The organism is Roseivivax sp. GX 12232 (assembly GCF_021272185.1).
Lineage (GTDB): Bacteria > Pseudomonadota > Alphaproteobacteria > Rhodobacterales > Rhodobacteraceae > Roseivivax.
Window position 1 is genome coordinate 1 of record NZ_JAJSEC010000009.1, and the last position, 18,017, is coordinate 18,017.

15 protein-coding genes are annotated in these 18,017 nt (G+C 70.5%); 10 read left to right on the forward strand and 5 right to left on the reverse strand.

Going from position 1 to position 18,017, the window contains the following annotated elements; genetic code table 11:
• On the forward strand, nucleotides 1-406 hold a 406-nt coding region (locus LR948_RS14565; protein WP_232754809.1), incomplete at its 5' end, for an A24 family peptidase.
• Nucleotides 407-447: 41 nt separating this feature from the next.
• Here the strand turns inward: LR948_RS14565 and LR948_RS14570 are convergent.
• The gene (locus LR948_RS14570; RefSeq protein ID WP_232754810.1) at nucleotides 448-1,353 is read right to left on the reverse strand and encodes a LysR family transcriptional regulator; all 906 of its coding nucleotides are present in this window, start codon (nucleotides 1,351-1,353) and stop codon (nucleotides 448-450) included.
• 169 nt (nucleotides 1,354-1,522) lie between these two features.
• Here LR948_RS14570 and xdhA point away from each other — a divergent pair, with 169 nt between their 5' ends.
• The 5 genes from xdhA to guaD are packed head-to-tail and all read left to right on the forward strand — an operon-like array spanning nucleotide 1,523 to nucleotide 9,284.
• Nucleotides 1,523-2,983, forward strand: coding sequence for a xanthine dehydrogenase small subunit (xdhA, locus tag LR948_RS14575; protein WP_232754811.1), 1,461 nt, complete (start codon nucleotides 1,523-1,525; stop codon nucleotides 2,981-2,983).
• 23 nt (nucleotides 2,984-3,006) lie between these two features.
• Nucleotides 3,007-5,355: a xanthine dehydrogenase molybdopterin binding subunit gene (gene xdhB, locus LR948_RS14580; protein WP_370634981.1), complete on the forward strand. Its 2,349-nt coding sequence runs from the start codon at nucleotides 3,007-3,009 to the stop codon at nucleotides 5,353-5,355.
• Nucleotides 5,352-6,230 (forward strand): xanthine dehydrogenase accessory protein XdhC, encoded by an 879-nt coding sequence (gene xdhC / locus LR948_RS14585; RefSeq protein WP_232754813.1) that lies wholly within the window; start codon nucleotides 5,352-5,354, stop codon nucleotides 6,228-6,230. The genes xdhB and xdhC overlap by 4 nt, the downstream gene beginning before the upstream one ends.
• 49 nt (nucleotides 6,231-6,279) lie before the next feature.
• On the forward strand, nucleotides 6,280-7,863 hold the full coding sequence (locus tag LR948_RS14590) for a xanthine/uracil/vitamin C permease (RefSeq protein ID WP_232754814.1): 1,584 nt from the start codon (nucleotides 6,280-6,282) through the stop codon (nucleotides 7,861-7,863).
• 56 nt (nucleotides 7,864-7,919) lie between these two features.
• Complete coding sequence (gene guaD / locus LR948_RS14595) at nucleotides 7,920-9,284, forward strand: guanine deaminase (RefSeq protein ID WP_232754815.1); 1,365 nt, start codon at nucleotides 7,920-7,922, stop codon at nucleotides 9,282-9,284.
• A gap of 82 nt (nucleotides 9,285-9,366) precedes the next feature.
• Here guaD and LR948_RS14600 read toward each other — a convergent pair whose 3' ends face one another.
• From LR948_RS14600 to LR948_RS14615, 4 genes are all read right to left on the reverse strand, one after another.
• Entirely contained in the window at nucleotides 9,367-10,014 is a 648-nt protein-coding gene (locus LR948_RS14600) for a DsbA family oxidoreductase (RefSeq protein WP_232754816.1), read from the reverse strand.
• Nucleotides 10,015-10,094: 80 nt separating this feature from the next.
• A complete protein-coding gene (locus LR948_RS14605; RefSeq protein WP_232754817.1) occupies nucleotides 10,095-10,796 on the reverse strand; it encodes a glutathione S-transferase family protein in 702 nt (233 codons plus the stop codon).
• Nucleotides 10,783-10,995, reverse strand: a complete 213-nt coding sequence (locus tag LR948_RS14610; RefSeq protein ID WP_232754818.1) for a hypothetical protein — start codon at nucleotides 10,993-10,995, stop codon at nucleotides 10,783-10,785. Before LR948_RS14610 ends, LR948_RS14605 begins: the two co-directional genes overlap by 14 nt.
• A gap of 38 nt (nucleotides 10,996-11,033) precedes the next feature.
• Complete coding sequence (locus LR948_RS14615) at nucleotides 11,034-11,909, reverse strand: LysR substrate-binding domain-containing protein (protein ID WP_232754819.1); 876 nt, start codon at nucleotides 11,907-11,909, stop codon at nucleotides 11,034-11,036.
• A gap of 120 nt (nucleotides 11,910-12,029) precedes the next feature.
• On the opposite strand from LR948_RS14615, the gene LR948_RS14620 reads away from it, so the two are divergent.
• The 4 genes from LR948_RS14620 (at nucleotide 12,030) to LR948_RS14635 (ending at nucleotide 17,964) form a co-directional block, all read left to right on the forward strand.
• Nucleotides 12,030-13,640, forward strand: coding sequence for a GMC family oxidoreductase (locus tag LR948_RS14620; RefSeq protein WP_232754820.1), 1,611 nt, complete (start codon nucleotides 12,030-12,032; stop codon nucleotides 13,638-13,640).
• Nucleotides 13,637-14,812, forward strand: a complete 1,176-nt coding sequence (locus tag LR948_RS14625) for a mandelate racemase/muconate lactonizing enzyme family protein (RefSeq protein WP_232754821.1) — start codon at nucleotides 13,637-13,639, stop codon at nucleotides 14,810-14,812. Before LR948_RS14620 ends, LR948_RS14625 begins: the two co-directional genes overlap by 4 nt.
• A complete protein-coding gene (locus tag LR948_RS14630) occupies nucleotides 14,809-16,293 on the forward strand; it encodes an aldehyde dehydrogenase family protein (RefSeq protein WP_232754822.1) in 1,485 nt (494 codons plus the stop codon). Before LR948_RS14625 ends, LR948_RS14630 begins: the two co-directional genes overlap by 4 nt.
• 105 nt (nucleotides 16,294-16,398) lie before the next feature.
• Nucleotides 16,399-17,964 (forward strand): ABC transporter substrate-binding protein, encoded by a 1,566-nt coding sequence (locus LR948_RS14635; RefSeq protein ID WP_232754823.1) that lies wholly within the window; start codon nucleotides 16,399-16,401, stop codon nucleotides 17,962-17,964.
• Nucleotides 17,965-18,017: the final 53 nt, after the last annotated feature.

An 18,017-nucleotide genomic window follows, 5' to 3' on the forward strand; every position in this document is an offset into this window, starting at 1 on the left:
GCTCGGGTATCTTGCCTGGCGCGATCTGGCCGACCGCCGGCTGCCGGATGCGGTCACCCTGCCGCTACTCGCGGCGGGCCTCGCGCTGGCGGCGCTCACGCCCGGGCTGGAGCTGCGCGCAGCGGTGCTGGGCGCGGGGGGCGGCTTCGCGGTTTTCTGGGCAATCGGGGCGTGGTTTTTCGCACGCCACGGGCGCGAGGGCCTCGGGCTGGGCGATGCGAAGCTCTTCGCAGGGGCGGGCGCCTGGCTCGGCTGGCAGGCCTTGCCGAGCCTCTTGCTGATCGCCTCGCTCGGCGGCCTGGCCGCCGCGCTTTTCCGGCGTGAGGGGCGGGGGGCGGAGCTGGCCTTCGGCCCCTGGTTGTGCCTGGGTTTTGCGCTGCTCTGGGGGGCGCGGCTGGCGGGCTGAGCGCGGATCGGAGCGCACCATCACGTCCCGTCCCGGGCCGCTCACCCAGTGAGCCGCCGCTTCCCCGCCTCCTGCATGAAATCGATAAAAAGCCGCAGCTTGGTGTCCTGCAGCTGCTTGTGCGGATAGAGGCACCCGAACAGCGCGGGCGGCGGCGGATAGTCGGGCAGCACCTCGACCAGCGCCCCGCTGTCGAGATGCCCGGCCACGTCGAAGCGCGGCTTCATCGCGATGCCCCGCCCAGCCAGCGCCCAGTCGGTCAGGATGTCGCCGTCGTCGGCGTCGTAGCGGCCCGCCACGTCGAGCTTGCGCGGCCCCTCCGGCGTGTTCAGCACCCAGTAATACTCGGGCGAGCGCGGATAGCGCAGCAGCAGGCAGTTGTGCGCCCCGCCCAGGAGGTCGTCGGGCCGCCGCGGGCTTCCGTGACGCTCCAGATAGGAGGGCGCGGCCACCAGCACCCGCGGGCAGTCGGCGATCTTGCGCATCTTCAGGTTGGAATCGCGCGGATTGCCGAGAAAGAAGGCCACGTCCATCTCCTCGCCCAGGATGTCGACGCGGCGGTCGGAAAGCCGCATGCGCACCTGCGTCTCGGGGTAGGCGTCGGTGAACTCCGGCACCAGGGGCGCCACCAGCCGCCGCCCGATGCCCAGCGGGGCGCTGACGCGGATCGCCCCGCGCGGGGTCTGCGAGTAATTCGCCACCGCGGCCTCGGCGCGGTCGAGCCGTTCGAGCACCTCCTTGGCCTCCTCGTAGAAGACCCGGCCGACCTCGGTCGGGGTAAGCGAGCGCGTGGTGCGGTTGAAAAGCCGCACGCCGAGCTTCTGTTCGAGCTCCTTGATCCGCTTGCTGGCCACCGCCGGGGTGAGCCGCAGGTCGCGGCCGCCCGAGGTGATGCTGCCCAGCTCCACCACCCGGGCGAAGACGCGCAGGCTTTCCACGTAAGGCATCGGGCCCTCCCTCTCAGGCCGGTCTGGCAAGGCCCTTCTAGCAGATCCCCCGGCGGGGGCATTTTCAACACTTCGTTGAAAGAATTTGCCGATTGGCTCTGTTATCGGTCGGGGTGCTCCGGGCGTATGGTCTGCCGCAGATTCCACAGATCCGCGACGGGGGAGAGCCATGGCGCATCGCACGGAGATCCGTTTCCTGCTGAACGACCGCGAGGTCGTGCTCGAGGGTGTCGGCGCGTCCGACACGCTTCTGGACCACCTGCGCCTGGCGCGGCGGCTGACCGGCACCAAGGAAGGCTGCGCCGAGGGCGACTGCGGCGCCTGCACCGTGCTGGTGGGCCGCTTGCAGGACGGGGCGCTGCGCTACGAGACGGTGAACGCCTGCATTCGCTTCCTCGCCTCGGTGGACGGCTGCCATGTGGTCACGGTCGAGCATCTCTCGCCGCGCGGCGGCGCGCTGCACCCGGTGCAGCAGGCCATGGTCGATCACCACGGCAGCCAGTGCGGCTTCTGCACGCCGGGCATCGTCATGTCGCTCTACGCGCTCTGGATGGCCTCGCCGCGGCCCACGACCGAGGAGATCGAGACCGCGCTGCAGGGCAACCTCTGTCGCTGCACCGGCTACGCGCCGATCCTGCGCGCGGCGCAGGCGGTCCATGGCTACGGCACGCCGGAAAACGACCCGATCGCGCAAGAGCGCGCGGCCATTGAGGCGCGGCTCCGGGCCATGCGCGACGGGCGGCGCGTGGTCAGCGGGCCCGAGAAGAACCGTGCGATCCTGCCGGGCTCGGTCGACGACCTGGCCGAGGTCCTGGCCGAACTGCCCGAGGCCACGGTGATCGCCGGGGCCACCGACGTAGGCCTCTGGGTCACGAAGTTCCTGAAGCCCATCGGCCCGGCGGTCTTCATCGGCCATCTCGACGGGCTGCGACAGATCGCGGTCGAGGAGGACGCCATCGAGATCGGCGCCGGCGTCAGCTATTCCGGCCTCGAGCCGGTGATCGCGGAACATGTCCCGCATCTCGCGCCCTATTGGGCCCGCATCGCCGGCTGGCAGGTGCGCAACATGGGCACCATCGGCGGCAATATCGCCAATGGCTCGCCGATCGGCGACACGCCCTGCGTGCTGATCGCGCTGGGTGCCACGGTCACGCTGCGGCACGGGCAGGCGCGGCGGACGCTGCCGCTCGAGGACTTCTTCATCGACTACGGCAAGCAGGACCGCGCCCCCGGCGAGTTCGTCGAGAGCATCCGCGTGCCGCGCCCCGCGACGGGCCAGCGCGACGCCGCCTACAAGGTCTCGAAGCGGCGCGACGAGGACATCTCGGCGCTCGCCGCGGGCATCAGCGTGACGGTGGCGGACGGGATCATCACCGACGCGCGGATCGCCTTCGGCGGCATGGCGGCGACGCCGCGCCGGGCGCCCGGACCCGAGGCGGCGCTGTTGGGCCAGCCCTTCGGCGCAGCCGCCTTCGAGGCGGCGGCCAAGGCACTGGCGCAGGATTACCAGCCGCTGACCGACTGGCGCGCCTCGGCCGAATACCGCGCGCTGGCGGCGCAGAACCTCCTGCGCCGCTTCCATCTCGAGCATGCCGACGGGGCCGCGGCCCGCGTCCGTTTGAGCGCCTGAGGGGAGGGGACCCGATGACCGACATGAAGACCATCCGCGCGCCGATCCGGGGCGACGAGAGTTTCGCGCCGATCCGCGGCGCCGTGCACAGCAGCCTCACCCACGACAGCGCCGCCAACCACGTCACCGGCCGCGCCGCCTACACCGACGACATCGCCGAGCCGGCGGGCACGCTGCACGCCTACCTCGGCGTCTCGGAGGTGGCCCACGGGCGCATCCTGTCGATGGACCTCGCAGCCGTGCGCGCGGCCCCCGGCGTGGTGGACGTGCTGACCGCCGCCGAGATCCCCGGCGAGAACGACGTGAGCCCGACCGGAAAGCACGACGACCCGGTCTTCCCCGAGGACCTGATCCAGTACCACGGCCAGCCGCTCTTCGCGGTGATCGCCGAGAGCCGCGATGCCGCGCGCCGCGCCGCGACGCTGGCCAAGGTCGAGGTCGAGGTGCTGCCGCATGCGCTCGACCCCGAGGCCGCCATCGCGGCGGGCTACCCGCATGTGACCGAACCGCTGACCTTGAAGCGCGGCGAGCTGGCCGAGGGCCGGGAGGGGGCCGCGCATCGGCTTGCCGGTCGGGTCCGCATCGGCGGGCAGGACCACATGTATCTCGAAGGCCAGATCTCCTTCGCGGTGCCCGGCGAGGACGACACCGTCACGGTGCATTGCTCGACCCAGCACCCGAGCGAGGCGCAGCACATGGTCGCCCACGTCCTCGGCGTGCCGTCGAACGCAGTGGTCGTGCAGGTCCGGCGCATGGGCGGCGGCTTCGGCGGCAAGGAAAGCCAGATGAACCTCTTCGCCGCGGTCGCCGCGGTGGCCGCCAAGCGGCTCGACCGGCCGGTGAAGATTCGCCCCGATCGCGACCAGGACATGACCGCCACCGGCAAGCGCCACGACTTCGTCGTGGACTACGACGTGGCCTTCGACGGTGACGGCGTGATCGCGGCGGTCGAGGGCAGCTTCGCGGCGCGCTGCGGCTTCTCCGCCGACCTCTCGGGTCCGGTGACCGACCGGGCGCTGTTCCACGCCGACAACGCCTACTTTTACCCGCACGTGCGGCTTCAGAGCCGGCCGATGAAGACCAACACGGTCTCCAATACCGCCTTCCGCGGCTTCGGCGGCCCGCAGGGCGTCGTCGCCGCCGAGCGCATGATCGAAGAGATCGCCTACGCCCTCGGCCGCGACCCGCTCGACGTGCGCAAGGCGAACTTCTACCGCAAGGGCCGCGATCTCACCCCCTACCACCAAGAGGTCACCGACAACGTGATCCTGCGGCTGGTGGAGGAGCTCGAGACCAGCGCCGATTACCGCGCGCGGCGCGCGGAGATCCTCGCCTTCAACCGCGAGAACCCGGTGATCCGGCGCGGCATCGCGCTGACGCCGGTGAAGTTCGGCATCTCCTTCACCGCCACGCATTTCAACCAGGCGGGCGCGCTGATCCACGTCTACAACGACGGCTCGATCCACCTGAACCACGGCGGCACCGAGATGGGGCAGGGCCTCAACACCAAGGTGGCGCAGGTGGTGGCCGACGCCTTCCAGGTCGACATCGACACGATCCGCATCACCGCGACGACCACCGAGAAGGTGCCGAACACCTCGGCCACGGCGGCCTCCTCGGGCTCGGACCTGAACGGCATGGCGGCGCTCGATGCCGCCGAGCAGATCAAGGCGCGGCTGGTGGGCTTCGCCTGCGAGAGCCGCGGGGTTGCCGCGGACGCCGTGCGCTTCCTGCCGAACGCAGTCGCCATCGGCGACGAAGTGGTGCCCTTCGCGGCTTTCGTGAAACAGGCCTACATGGCGCGCGTGCAGCTTTCCGCGGCGGGCTTCTACAAGACCCCGGACATCCACTGGGACCGCGCCAGCGGCACCGGGCGGCCGTTCTACTACTACGCCTATGGCGCGGCCTGTTCCGAGGTCGAGATCGACACGCTGACCGGCGAATACCGGGTGCTCAGGACCGACCTTCTGCACGACGTCGGCCGCTCGCTGAACCCGGATCTCGACCGCGGCCAGGTGGAGGGCGCCTTCGTCCAGGGCATGGGCTGGCTGACCACCGAGGAGCTCTGGTGGGACGAGGCCGGGCGGCTTCGCACGCACGCGCCCTCGACCTACAAGATCCCGCTGGCCTCGGATGCGCCGCGGATCTTCAACGTCGATCTCGTCAGCTGGAACGCCAACGCCGAGCGCACCATCAAGCGCTCCAAGGCCGTGGGCGAGCCGCCCTTCATGCTCGGCATCTCGGTCCTCGAGGCGCTGTCCATGGCGGTGGCGAGCGTCGCCGACTACCGGACTTGCCCGCGCCTCGACACGCCGGCCACGCCCGAGCGCGTGCTCATGGCGGTGGAGCGGCTGAAGGGGCAGGGGGCATGAGACCGCTGGAGGACTTCCTCGCGGCCCAGGGCGCGGTGGTGCGCGTCGCGCTCGACCGGGTGCGCGGGTCCTCCCCGCGCGAGGCCGGGGCCGCGATCTTCGTGGCGTCCGAGGACCTGCACGGCACCATCGGCGGCGGGCGGCTCGAATATATGGCCGTCGCCCGCGCCCGCGAGATGCTCGAGACCGGGGTGCTTTCGGACCGGATGGACCTGCCGCTCGGCCCGGAGATCGGCCAGTGCTGCGGCGGGCGCGTGGAGATCACCCTGACCCGCATGGGCCGGGGCGACCGGCGCGCCGCCTGCGACCGCGCGGCCCGGGCCCGCGCGGCCTGGCCCGAGGTCTTCATCTTCGGCGCGGGCCATGTCGGCCGGGCGCTGGCGGATCTGATGCAGCACATGCCGGTGCGCACCGTTCTGGTGGACATGCGCCCCGAGGAACTGGCGCTCTGCTCCGCCCAGGTCGAGACGCGGCTCGCCGTCCTGCCCGAGGCGCTGGTCGAAGCCGCCGCTCCGGGCGCGGCCTTCGTGGTCGCCACGCATGATCACGGGCTCGATTTCCTGGTCACCGACGCGGCGCTGGCGCGGGGCGACGCGGGATATGTCGGGCTGATCGGATCCCGAACCAAACGGGCGAAATTCGACCGCTGGGTGCGCCAGACCGGCGAGGCGCGCTCGACCGAGGGGCTGACCTGCCCGATCGGCGCGGGCCTGAGCCGCGACAAACGCCCCGAGATCATCGCCGCCTGCGTCACCGCCGAGGTGATGGGCGCGCTGACCCGGGAAGACACCGCGGCCCGCGCGCCGCGACACCCCACCCCATGCGACAGCATGGAACGGCCCCGCGCCGCGGTCCGGGAGGACCCGCACGGCTGAGGGCCGGCGGGAGAGACCAAGGCGCAACCACCCAGGGAGGAGACCTGACATGGACACCGGACACTCTAGCTACAGGCTATTTTCACGCAGCGATTTCAGTGCCTTCTGGGCGCTATTTACCGACAACCTGGTCAATCTGATCGTGCTTTCGGGGATCTGCCGCTTCGTCTTCGGCATGCCCTCGGAGATCGTTTTCGGGCGCATCCTGCCGGGCGCTGCCATGGCCATCATCGCCGGGGTCGCGGTCTACGTCTGGCTCGCCAAACGCACCGCCGCGCGCACCGGCCGCGACGTGACCGCGCTGCCCTACGGCATCTCGACGCCGGTGATGTTCGTCTATCTCTTCGGGGTCATCGGGCCGATCTACTGGGCCACCGAGGATCCGCTCCTGGCCTGGCAGGTCGGCATCGGCGCGGGCTTCATCGGCGGCATCGTGGCGGCCATGGGCGCGCTGGTCGGGCCCTGGCTGAAGCGCGTGACTCCGCGCGCCGGCATGCTCGGCACGCTCTGCGGGATCGCGCTGGTCTTCATCGGCACCGTGCCGCTCGCCACGGTCTTCGAGGACCCCTACGTCGGCTTCGCCTCGATGATCATCATCCTCTGGGGCCTCGTCGGGCGCTTCCGCCTGCCGGGCAACGTGCCGGCGGGCCTTCTGGCGCTGGTCGCGGGCACGCTGGTGGCGCTGGCGCTCGGCAAGTCCGAGATCGATGTCTCGACCGTCGGGGTCTACCTGCCCATGCCCTACCTGGGCGACCTCGTGGCGGGCATCCAGCACCTCTTCGCCAACCCCGAGCTCTTCCTCGTCCTGGTGCCGGTGCAGATCTACAACTTCATCGAGACCATGAACAACGTCGAGAGCGCCGAGGCGGTGGGCGACAGCTACCCGGTGGGGCTCTGCCAGGTGACCGACGGCGCCGGGACCATGGTCGGCGCGCTCTTCGGCTCGCCCTTCCCGACGACGGCCTATATCGGCCATCCCGCCTACAAGCGCATGGGCGCCCATGCGGGCTATGTGATCGGCGTGGGCACGGTGATCCCGCTGGCGGCCTTCACCGGGCTCCTGGCCTTCCTCAACGGGCTGATCCCCGCCGCCGCCGCCGCGCCGGTGCTGGTCTTCGTGGCGCTGAGCCTGATCACCAATACCGCGCAATCGGTGAAGCCCTCGCATATCGCCGCAGTGAGCATCGCGATGATGCCGCATATCTCGAGCTTCCTGGTGACCAAGTGGAACTCGATGATGAGCGCGCTCGGCGCCTCGGGCGTCGAGGGGCTGCCGGTGCTGGGCGACGCGGCGCTGACCGCCGAGCTGATGACCCAGGGCGCGCATTACCAGGGGCACCTGCTGCTGAGCCAGGGCGCGATCCTGACCGGGCTGATCTGGGGCGCCATCGTCGCCAGCGTGATCGACGGGCACTTCCGCACCTCCGCCGGGTTTGCCTTCGCGGCCTCGGTGATGTCGGCCTTCGGGGTGATCCACGCCGCCGGCCTGCAATGGCCCGAGCCGACGCCGGTGGCGATGGGCTACCTGATGGCGGCGGCCTTCCTGGCGATCTACCCGGTCTTCCACCGGCAGGAGAGCGCCGGCGAACCCTCTGACCCGGTCGACCCGGTCGGAATGCAGCCCGGCGAATGAAACACGGCCGGACGGGCGCCCCCCGCGCCCGTCCGCAGAACGAGGCAAGAGAGACGATGACACAGACCGACCAGATCATCCGCGGCCGCCTTCTGAGCTTCCACCGCGCGCCGGAAGGCCCCGAGGACCACGCGGCCTACACCTATCTCGAGGACGGCGCTTTGCGGCTTTCGGATGGCCGGATCACCGCCTGCGGGGACTGGGACCAAGTGCGCGCCGAAGCGCCCGCGCTGCCGGTGACCGATCACCGCCCGCATCTGATCCTGCCGGGCTTCATCGACACCCACATCCATTTTCCCCAGATCGAGATGATCGCCTCCTGGGGGGCGCAGCTTCTCGACTGGCTGAACGGCTACACCTTCCCCGCCGAGCTGCGCTACGGCGACCCCGACCATGCCGCGGCGATGGCGTCGGAGTTCTACGACCTCATCCTGTCGCATGGCACCACCACGGCGGTGGCCTTCTGCTCGGTCCATCCCGCTTCCGCCGAGGCCTATTTCGCCGAGGCCGAGCGGCGCGGCATGCGGATGCTGGGCGGCAAGGTGATGATGGACCGCAATGCCCCCGAGGGCCTCCGCGACACCGCGCAGAGCGGCTACGACGAAAGCCGCGCGCTGATCGAGCGCTGGGACGGCAGGGGCCGGGCGGGCTATGTCATCTCGCCGCGCTTCGCGCTGACATCGACGCCGGAACAGCTCGAGGCCGCGGGCGCCCTGGCGGCGGAGCATCCGGGCTGTCCCATCCAGACGCATCTCTCCGAGAACCTCGACGAGATCGCGGCGACCCGCGCGCTTTTCCCCGAGGCCCCGGACTACCTCGGCGTCTACGAGGCGCATGGGCTGGTGCGGCAGAACACGCTTCTCGGTCATGCCATCCACCTCGAGCCGCGCGAGATCGACCTCCTGGCCGAGCGCGGCGCGACGCCGGTCTTCTGTCCAACCTCGAACCTGTTCCTCGGCAGCGGGCTTTTCGACGACGCGGGCCTGCGGGCGCGCGGGATCACCCCGGGCGTGGCCACGGATGTGGGCGCCGGCACGAGCTATTCGATGCTGACCACGCTCGCCGAGGCCTACAAGGTGCTGCAGCTCCGCGGCCAGAAACTGCACCCGCTGGCCGCCTTCGACTGGATCACCCGCGGCAACGCCGAGGTGCTGGGCCTGTCGGACCGGATCGGCACGCTCGCGCCCGGAACGGAGGCCGACCTCGTGGTGCTCGACAGCCACGCAACCCCGGCGCTGGCGCTGCGCAGCGCGCGGGCGACCAGCCTGTCGGAAGAGCTGTTTGCGCTGCAGATCCTGGGCGACGACCGCGCCGTGGCGGAGGTCTACGTCGCGGGCGTAGCGCAGAAGGGGGGCATTGCGCGCCGCCGGGGCACGGTAGCCGAGGGCCCCGCCGCGCGAGATCCGGCGCTCGTTCCCTGAAACGGGGGCCGGTGAGGATCAGCCTCCGCACGGGAAGCACGCCGGTCCGACCGGAGCGCTTGTCGCAGAGGCTGTCGCCCCCTCAAGCCGCCGCGTCCTCGGCCAGGTGGTGCAGGATCTTGGCGTAGTTCTCCTCGCCCTGGGCGCCGGTGACCAGGTGCTTGCGGGCGAAGATCATCGCGGGCACGCCGGAGATGCCGCGCGCGGTCCAGAACTGCTCTTTCTGGCGCACCAGGTCGGCCAGCTCGCCGCTTTCGAGGACCGCCAGCGCCGCCGCGCGGTCGAGCCCGATGGCGGCGGCCTCATCGGCCAGCACCTGCGCATCGTCGAGGTTCTCGCGGCGGGTGAAGAACGCCTCGAAAAGCGCCATGTTCATCTCGTGGCCGCGGCCCTCGCCGGTGGCCCAGTCGATGAGCTGATGCGCGCGGAAGGTGTTCACCATGCGCATGTCCTCGGCGTAGTTGAAGGTGAAGCCGAGCGCCGCGCCCATCTCGGTCAGCCGGTCGCGGGCCCGGGCGGAGTCCTCGGGCGAGGTGCCGTATTTCTCGGCCAGATGCGCGCGCAGGTTCTGGCCCTCGGACGGCATCTGCGGGTTCAGCTCGAAGGGGTGCCACTGCACCTCGATCTCGAAGCCGGTCTCCTCGGCGGCGCGGGCGAGCTGCGAATAGCCGATCACGCACCAGGGGCAGACGACGTCGGAGACGATATCGACGCGGATGGGGTCAGGCATGGGGTCTCTCCAGAATCTTGGGACGGGGCAGGGCGCGCCTCAGGCGAGCGCCGCCCTATTGGCAGGGATCGCGGTCCGGCTCACCGGAACCGCGCGGCGTTTTCCTTGGCCGCCCGGGCCACGTCGCCCTCTCCGAAGGCCGAGGGCCGGGGTTCGGGCAGCTGCAGCGCCTCCTGCACCCGGGGCATGGCGTCGAGCCGGTCGAACCAGGCCTGCAGATGCGGCAACCCTTCGACGCTGACCGTGGCCCAGAAATGGCTGCGCGCCCAGGGATAGGTGGCGATATCGGCGATCGAGAGCGCCTCGCCCACCAGCCAGTCGCGGCCTGCGAGCCGGGTGTCCAGCACCTCGAGCAGGCGGCGGCTCTCGGTCACGTAGCGGTTGATGGCATAGGGCACCTCGTCGCCGTTGGGTTTGGCGATGCGCTGAAAGAACATCGCCTGGCCCATCATCGGGCCGATGCCGCCCATCTGGAACATCAGCCATTGCATGGTTTCCGAGCGTTCCTTGGGGTCGTGGCTCAGGAAGCGGTCGTATTTCTCGGCCAGGTACCAGAGGATCGCGCCGCTTTCGAAGACGGCGAAATCCTCCGCGCCGCGGTCGACGATGGACGGGATGCGGCCGTTGGGGTTGAGCTTGAGATACTCCGGCGCCTTCTGCTCCTTCTTGCCGAAGTCCACTGGCGCGAGCTCGTAGTCGATCCCGGCTTCGTGCAGGAAGATCAGGGGCTTCCAGCCGTTCATCGTGTTGGCGGTGTAAAGCAGGATGTCAGGCCGCGACATGGGCGTCCTCCGCGAGGGCATGGGCAAGATGGGCGTCGAGGCGGGCGAGGGTGCCCGCGCGGGGTTTCATCGCGTCGAAGCCGTCGAGGCGCGGCAGCGGCGTCGTCCCGAAGAACTTCGGGTCGAGAGGCCGCATTCGCAAGAGGGCGTCGGGCGACAGGTCGCCGAAGACGGCGCGCGGCGGGCGCGTCAAAGGCATCTCGCGACGCTGACCACCCCGGCGCGCCGCAAACCCTCTCACGGCTCCGCCGCGATCTCGCGCAGCCAGTCGATGATCGCCCGCATCCCGTAGCGGTTCCGGTCGGCGCTGGGGGGCACCACGATGAAATGCCCGTGCCGCGCCTCGAGCTCGGCGGGGCAGGAGCGCACCAGCCGCCCGGCGTCGAGATAGGGCCGCGCGAAGGTATCGGCGACCAGCGCATGGCCGAGGCCGCGCTCGGCCAGGTCCAGCGCCACCAGCGAGGTGTCGACCACGTAGCGGGGCAGGGGCGGGGCGACACCTTCGAGGTGCATCCCGAAGAAATGCTGCCAGGTGTCGACGACCCCCGCCATCTCGATCAGCCGGCCCGTCTCCAGCGACACCAGCCCGCCCGCGAGGCCCGGCGCGCAGACCGGCTGCACGGCGTGGCGCATCAGCGGGATGACCTCGCCGTCGGACCAGAGCCCCTCGCCGAAGCGGATGTCGAGGTCGATCAGCGCGCTGTCGCCGCCCTCGGCCCAGGAGGAGGACAGAAGGCTCAGGGTGATGTCGGGATGCCGGGCCTGGAAGCTCTCGATCCGCGGCACCAGCCAGAGCATGTTGAGCGAGGTCATGCAGCGCAGGGTGATCCGCTCGCCGCCGCTGCGCCCGAAGACCCCCGCGGTGCTGGCGTCGATGTCCACGAAGGCCTTGCTGACCACCGGCAGGTAGGATTGCGCCAGCCGCGTCAGCACCAGCGCGCGCCGCCGCCGCTCGAAGAGCTTGTGGCCGAGCCGCGCCTCGAGCGCGCGGACCTGGTAGCTCACCGCCGAGGGCGTGAGGTTCAACTCCTCGGCGGCGCGGGTGAAATTTCCAAGCCGCGCCGAGGCCTCGAAGGACCGCAGCCAGCCCAGCGGGGGAAGCTCGTCGAACATGGCGGCAGCCTAGCCCTTGCCGCGAAATTTTTTAAGGTTGCTGCGAATTATTTTTCGTTAGGGCATTCCGGCCCGGTTCTGACACCCTGCGGCCAAAGGCGAAGGCAAGGCAGGCCCGGTTTGGCAAGCTATGACTACATCATCATCGGCGCGGGATCGGCGGGCTGCGTGCTGGCCGAGCGGCTCAGCGCCTCGGGGCGGCACAGCGTCCTGGTGCTCGAGGCCGGCGGGCGGGACCGCTCGCCCTGGGTGCGGCTGCCGCTCGGTTACGGCAAGACCTTCTTCCACCCGGAGATGAACTGGCGCTACCAAAGCGAGGCCGACCCGGGCCTCGGCGGGCGCAGCGACTACTGGCCGCGCGGCCGCGTGGTCGGCGGATCAAGCTCGATCAACGCGCTGGTCTGGGCGCGCGGGCTGCCGCATGACTTCGACGACTGGGCCGCCGCCGGGGCCACCGGCTGGAGCTGGGAGGTCGCCCGCCGCACCTATGACGCCATGGAGACCCGCGTCTCCGCCGATGGTGGCCGCGAGGGGCAGGGGCCGCTGCACGTCCAGGACGTCTCGGACCAGATCCACAAGGTGAACCGGCATTTCTTCGCGGGCGCCGAGGAGGCCGGACTTCCGCGCACCGAGGATTGCAATGGCGCCACCCCCGAGGGCGCGACCACCTACCGGATCACCACCCGGGACGGGCTGCGGCACTCGGCGGCGCGGGCCTACCTGGCCCCGGCGCTGAAGCGCGCCAATGTCACCCTGCGCACCGGCGTCACCGTGACCCGCATCGGCTTCGAGGGCCGCCGCGCCAGGTCGGTGCACCTGCGCCACCACGGCCACGAGGAAGTGCTGCAGGCGGGGCGCGAGATCATCCTCTCGGCGGGCGCGGTCAGCTCGCCGCGGCTCCTGCAGCTTTCGGGCGTGGGGCCGGCGCAACTTCTGCGCGAGCATGGCATCGAGGTCCGGGCCGATGCGCCGCATGTGGGCGGCAACCTGCAGGATCACCTGGGGCTCAACTACTACTTCAAGGCCAACGAGCCGACGCTGAACGACCAGCTCCGCCCGCTCTGGGGCAAGGCCCTGGCGGCGCTGCGTTACGCGCTGACCCGGCGCGGGCCGCTGGCGCTCTCGGTGAACCAATGCGGCGGGCTTTTCCGCTCGACGCCCGAGGCGCCGGTGCCGGACCAGCAGATCTACTTCAACCCGGTCAGCTACACGACGACGCCCAGCGGCACGCGGAACGTGGTCAATCCCGACCCCTTCCCGGGCTTCATCATCGGCTACCAGCCGACCCGGCCGACAAGCCGCGGGCGGATCGACATTTCCTCGGCCGACCCCGAGGCGGCGCCGCGCATCCGTCCGAACTCGCTGGCCACCGAGGAGGACCGCGCGGCGGTCATCGCGGGCGGCACGCTTTGCCGGCGGATCATGCAGACCCCGGCGCTTGAGGGGCTGATCGATAGCGCGCTCGACCCCGACCTGCGCGAGCTTCAAGGCGAGCAGATCCTCGAGGACTTCCGCCGCCGCTGCGGCACCGTCTTCCATCCCGTCGGCACCTGCCGGATGGGCGCCGACCCCGCAAGCTCGGTCGTCGATCCGCGCCTGCGCCTGCACGGCTTCGAGGGGCTGCGCGTGGTCGACGCCTCGATCTTCCCGAACATCACCTCGGGCAACACCAATGCGCCGACCATGATGGCCGCGCATCACGCCGCCGAGCTGATCCTGGAGGCCACATGACATCCACGCCCTATTCCGCCTCGGGGGCGGTCCCGAAGCCCGGGCGCGGCGCCGGGGACAGCGGCCCGCGCATCACCCGGCTCGAGACCTTCTCGACCCCGCTCGTGGGCTTCGTGCGGCTGACCACCGAGGATGGCGCCCAGGGCTGGGGCCAGGTCTCGACCTATAACGCCGATATCACCGCGCAGGTCTTCCACCGCCAGATCGCCCCCTGGGCGCTGGGCCGGGGCGTCGATGCGCTGGAAGCGATCGTGGACGAGATCCCCGAGCGCGAGCACAAGTATCCCGGCACCTACCTGATGCGCGCGCTGGCGGGGCTCGACACCGCCGCCTGGGACTGGCGCGGCAAGGTGGCGGGCCAGCCGGTCGCGGCGCTTCTTGGCGGGTCGGCGGGCGAGATCCGGGCCTATGCCTCCTCCATGCGGCGCGACATCACCCCCGAGTCTGAGGCCGAGCGGATGCTGCGGCTCCAGGGTGAACAGGGCTTCGACGCCTTCAAGGTCCGGGTGGGCGCCGAATGCGGGCGCGACGTGGACGAATGGCCGGGCCGCACCGAGGCGATCCTGCCCGCGATGCGCCGCGCGCTCGGCCCCGATGCCGCGCTCCTGGCCGATGCCAATTCCGGCTTCTCGCCCGCCCGCGCCATCGAGGTCGGCCACCGGCTGGAGGCCGAGGGCTTCGAGCATTTCGAGGAGCCTTGCCGCTACTGGAAGCTCGAGGAGACCGCCGAGGTCACCCGCGCGCTCGACCTCGACGTGGCGGGGGGCGAACAGGACTGGGACCTCGAGAGCTGGCAGCGGATGATCGCGCTCGGCGCGGTCGACATCCTGCAGCCCGACATCCTCTATCTCGGCGGCATGACCCGCGCCATGCAAGTCGCCCGCATGGGCGCCGCGGCGGGCCTGCCGGTGACGCCCCATGCCGCCAACCTGTCCCTGGTGACGCTGTTCACCATGCATCTCATGCGCGCCCTGCCGCAGCCCGGCCGCTACCTCGAGTTCTCGATCGAGGGGCCGGACTACTACCCCTGGCAGGACGCGCTCTTCGTCGAAAGCCCCTATGCCATCGACGCGGGCCGGGTCCGCGTGACCGAGGCGCCCGGCTGGGGCGTCGAGATCGCCCCCGACTGGCTGGCACAATCCACCCATCAGACAAGCGAGGCTGACATATGACCGCCGAGGAGCTGATCACCACCTATTTCGAGACCGGCACCCTGCCGGATCTGCCGCAGGGCCATTTCATCGACGGCGCCTTCACCGCGCCCGCCTCGGGCGCGACGATGGAGAGCTTCGACCCGGGCCAGGGCCGCGCCTTCGCCAGCTTCGCCGCCGGCGGGGCCGAGGACGTGGACCAGGCGCTGGCCTCCGCGCAGCGGGGCTTTGCACTCTGGTCGCGGCGCAGCCCGGCCGAGCGCTGCGGCATCCTCAACGAGATCGCCCGCACCCTGCGCGCCCATGCCGAGCGTCTGGCCGTGGTCGAGGCGCTCGACAGCGGCAAGAGCCTCGACGAGGCGCGGGGCGACGTCGCCGGCTCGGCGCGGCTGTTCGAATATTACGCCGGGGCCGCCGACAAGCTCGATGGCCGCTCGGTCAACCTGGGCTCCGACGCCGCCGCCTTCACCCTGCGCGAGCCGGTCGGCGTGACCGCGCATATCGTGCCCTGGAACTACCCGACCTCGACGCTGGTGCGCGGCATCGCCCCGGCGCTGGCGGCGGGCTGTTCGGCGGTGGTGAAACCGGCCGAGACGACACCCTTCACCGCGCTCCTGATCGCCGAACTGCTGATCGAGGCGGGCCTGCCCGCGGGCGTGGTCAACGTGGTCACCGGCACCGGCACCGAGGCCGGCGCGCCGCTGGTCGCCGATCCGCGCGTCGCCCATGTGACCTTCACCGGCTCGGTCGCGACCGGCGTCAACGTCATGCGCTCGGTCGCGCCGAACGTCACCGGCCTGACGCTCGAGCTTGGCGGCAAGTCGCCGCTCGTGGCCTTCGAGGACGCCGACCCCGAGGCGGTGGCCGACGGCGCGCTCTGGGCGATCTTCTCGAACTCCGGGCAGATCTGCTCGGCGGGCTCGCGGCTGATCCTGCACGAGAGCCTGCGCGACGCGGTGCTGCCGCGCCTCGTCAAGAAGGCCCGCGCGCTGAAGCTCGGCCACGGGCTCCGCAACCCCGAGATGGGGGCGATCAACTCCGCCGCGCATCTCGACAAGGTGGCGGGCTTCGTCTCCCGCGCCCGCGCGCGCGGCATCGAGGTGCTGACCGGCGGATCGGTGACCAGCGACCCCGAGACCGGCCAGGGCTGGTTCTTCGAGCCGACCATCCTCGACACGCCCGATCCCGAGGACGAGGCCGTCCTGCAGGAGATTTTCGGCCCGGTTCTCGCGGTGCAGAGCTTCGCCAGTGAGGAAGAGGCCGTCGCCCGCGCCAACGGCACGGAATTCGCCTTGAATGCAGGGGTTTATACGCGCGATACGGGCCGCGCCCTGCGCGTCGCTCGCGCCATCGACGCGGGCCAGGTCACGGTCAACGACTACTGGGCGGGGGGCATCGAGCTGCCCTTCGGCGGCAACCGCAAATCCGGGTTCGGCCGCGAGAAGGGGCTCGAGGGCCTCGACGCCTACACCCGCGCCAAGGCGATCACGCTGGCCGCCTGAGCCAGCCCGGGCGGCCCCGCCGCCCCGACGCGCCCGAGCGCGCGCCAGACAGGCCCCCGGCGGCATCCGGCCGCCGGGGGAGCACACAACAGAGGAGGGATCCGTTTGACCCAGTTTTCCAGCTTCACCACGCCCAGCCGCCGCGGCTTTCTCGCAGGCAGCGCCGCCGCCGGCATGACCCTCGGCCTGGGGCTCACGCCCGCGCGGGCCGCGACGCCGCAGAAGGGCGGCACCCTGCGGGTCGGCTTCACCCAGGGCAGCACCTCGGATTCGCTTGATCCGGCGACCTATTCCAACGACTTCATGTTCGCCACGAGCTACGCCGTCTTCTCGACGCTGGTCGAAGTGGCCCCCGACGGCAGCGCCAAGCCGGACCTCGCCGAGAGCTTCGAGGCCACCCCCGACGCGGCGACCTGGACCTTCCGCCTGCGCGACGACGCCACCTTCTCGGACGGCAAGACGATCACCGCGCAGGACGTGATCGCTTCGGTCCGCCACCACATGGGCGAGGGCTCCAAGTCCGGCGTGAAGCCGCTCCTGAAGCAGATCAGCGACATCAAGGCCGATGGCGACAAGGTGGTGGTCTTCACGCTGGAGACCGGCAACGCCGATTTCCCCTTCATCTTCAACGACTACCACCTGACCATCCGGCAGGATCAGGGCGACGGCACGATCGACCCCGACAGCCGGATCGGCACCGGCGGCTACGTCATCGAGGCCTTCGAGCCCGGCGTCCGCATCGAGCTGGCGCGCCGCGACGACTACTGGAAGGAAGGCGCCGCGCATTTCGACCGCGTGGTGATCCTCAAGGTCGGCGACGCGGCGGCGCGGATGAACGCGCTGATGACCGGCGAGGTCGACCTGATCGACCGCCCGGACCTCAAGACCATCCACATGCTCGAGCGCAACCGCGACGTGCGCATCCACACCCAGAACGGCACGCTGCATTACACCATGCCGATGCATGTCACCACGGCGCCTTATGACGACGTGAACGTGCGGCTGGCGCTGAAACATGCGATCGACCGCGAGGCCATCGTCGAGAAGGTGCTCAAGGGCTACGGCACGGTCGGCAACGACCATCCGATCGCCAGCTCCATGCCGTTCTACAACGCCGAGCTGGAGCAGCACGCCTATGACCCCGAGAAGGCCAGGCACCATCTGAAGAAGGCCGGGCTCGAGGGGCTCGACGTGACGCTGCACACCGCCGACGCGGCCTTCAACGGCGCGGTGGATGCCTCGGTGCTATTCTCCGAGGCGGCGAAATCGGCGGGGATCAACCTCAAGGTCTCGCGCGAGCCCGACGACGGCTACTGGTCCAACGTCTGGCTGCAGAAGCCCTTCTGCACCAGCTACTGGGGCGGGCGGCCCACGCCGGACCTGATGTTCTCGGCCGGCTACGCCGCGGATGCGGACTGGAACGCCACCAAGTGGCAGAACGAGCGTTTCAACGAGCTGCTCGTCGGCGCCCGCGCCGAGCTCGACCAGGACCGCCGCGCCGAGATGTACGGCGAGATGCAGAAGCTCTGCCAGACCGACGGCGGCGCGCTGATCCCGGCCTTCGGGCAGTATGTCTCGGCGATGAACAAGCGGGTCGCCATGCCCGAGAAGGTCTCGGAGATGTGGGATCTCGACAGCCAGCGCTTCATCGAACGCTGGTGGTTCGCCTGATCCGCCCCTAGCCCTTTCTTGCGGCGGCTCCGGTGACCCGGGCCGCCGCGCTT

Bases quoted from the DNA above. Each gene is read 5' to 3' on its own strand.
- LR948_RS14570 (WP_232754810.1), bottom strand. From the start codon at position 1,353: ATGCCTTACGTGGAAAGCCTGCGCGTCTTCGCCCGGGTGGTGGAGCTG.
- LR948_RS14600 (WP_232754816.1), bottom strand. From the start codon at position 10,014: ATGCCTGACCCCATCCGCGTCGATATCGTCTCCGACGTCGTCTGCCCC.
- LR948_RS14630 (WP_232754822.1), top strand. From the start codon at position 14,809: ATGACCGCCGAGGAGCTGATCACCACCTATTTCGAGACCGGCACCCTG.
- xdhC (WP_232754813.1), top strand. From the start codon at position 5,352: ATGAGACCGCTGGAGGACTTCCTCGCGGCCCAGGGCGCGGTGGTGCGC.
- LR948_RS14615 (WP_232754819.1), bottom strand. From the start codon at position 11,909: ATGTTCGACGAGCTTCCCCCGCTGGGCTGGCTGCGGTCCTTCGAGGCC.
- LR948_RS14625 (WP_232754821.1), top strand. From the start codon at position 13,637: ATGACATCCACGCCCTATTCCGCCTCGGGGGCGGTCCCGAAGCCCGGG.
- xdhB (WP_370634981.1), top strand. From the start codon at position 3,007: ATGAAGACCATCCGCGCGCCGATCCGGGGCGACGAGAGTTTCGCGCCG.
- guaD (WP_232754815.1), top strand. From the start codon at position 7,920: ATGACACAGACCGACCAGATCATCCGCGGCCGCCTTCTGAGCTTCCAC.
- xdhA (WP_232754811.1), top strand. From the start codon at position 1,523: ATGGCGCATCGCACGGAGATCCGTTTCCTGCTGAACGACCGCGAGGTC.
- LR948_RS14590 (WP_232754814.1), top strand. From the start codon at position 6,280: ATGGACACCGGACACTCTAGCTACAGGCTATTTTCACGCAGCGATTTC.
- LR948_RS14605 (WP_232754817.1), bottom strand. From the start codon at position 10,796: ATGTCGCGGCCTGACATCCTGCTTTACACCGCCAACACGATGAACGGC.
- LR948_RS14610 (WP_232754818.1), bottom strand. From the start codon at position 10,995: ATGCCTTTGACGCGCCCGCCGCGCGCCGTCTTCGGCGACCTGTCGCCC.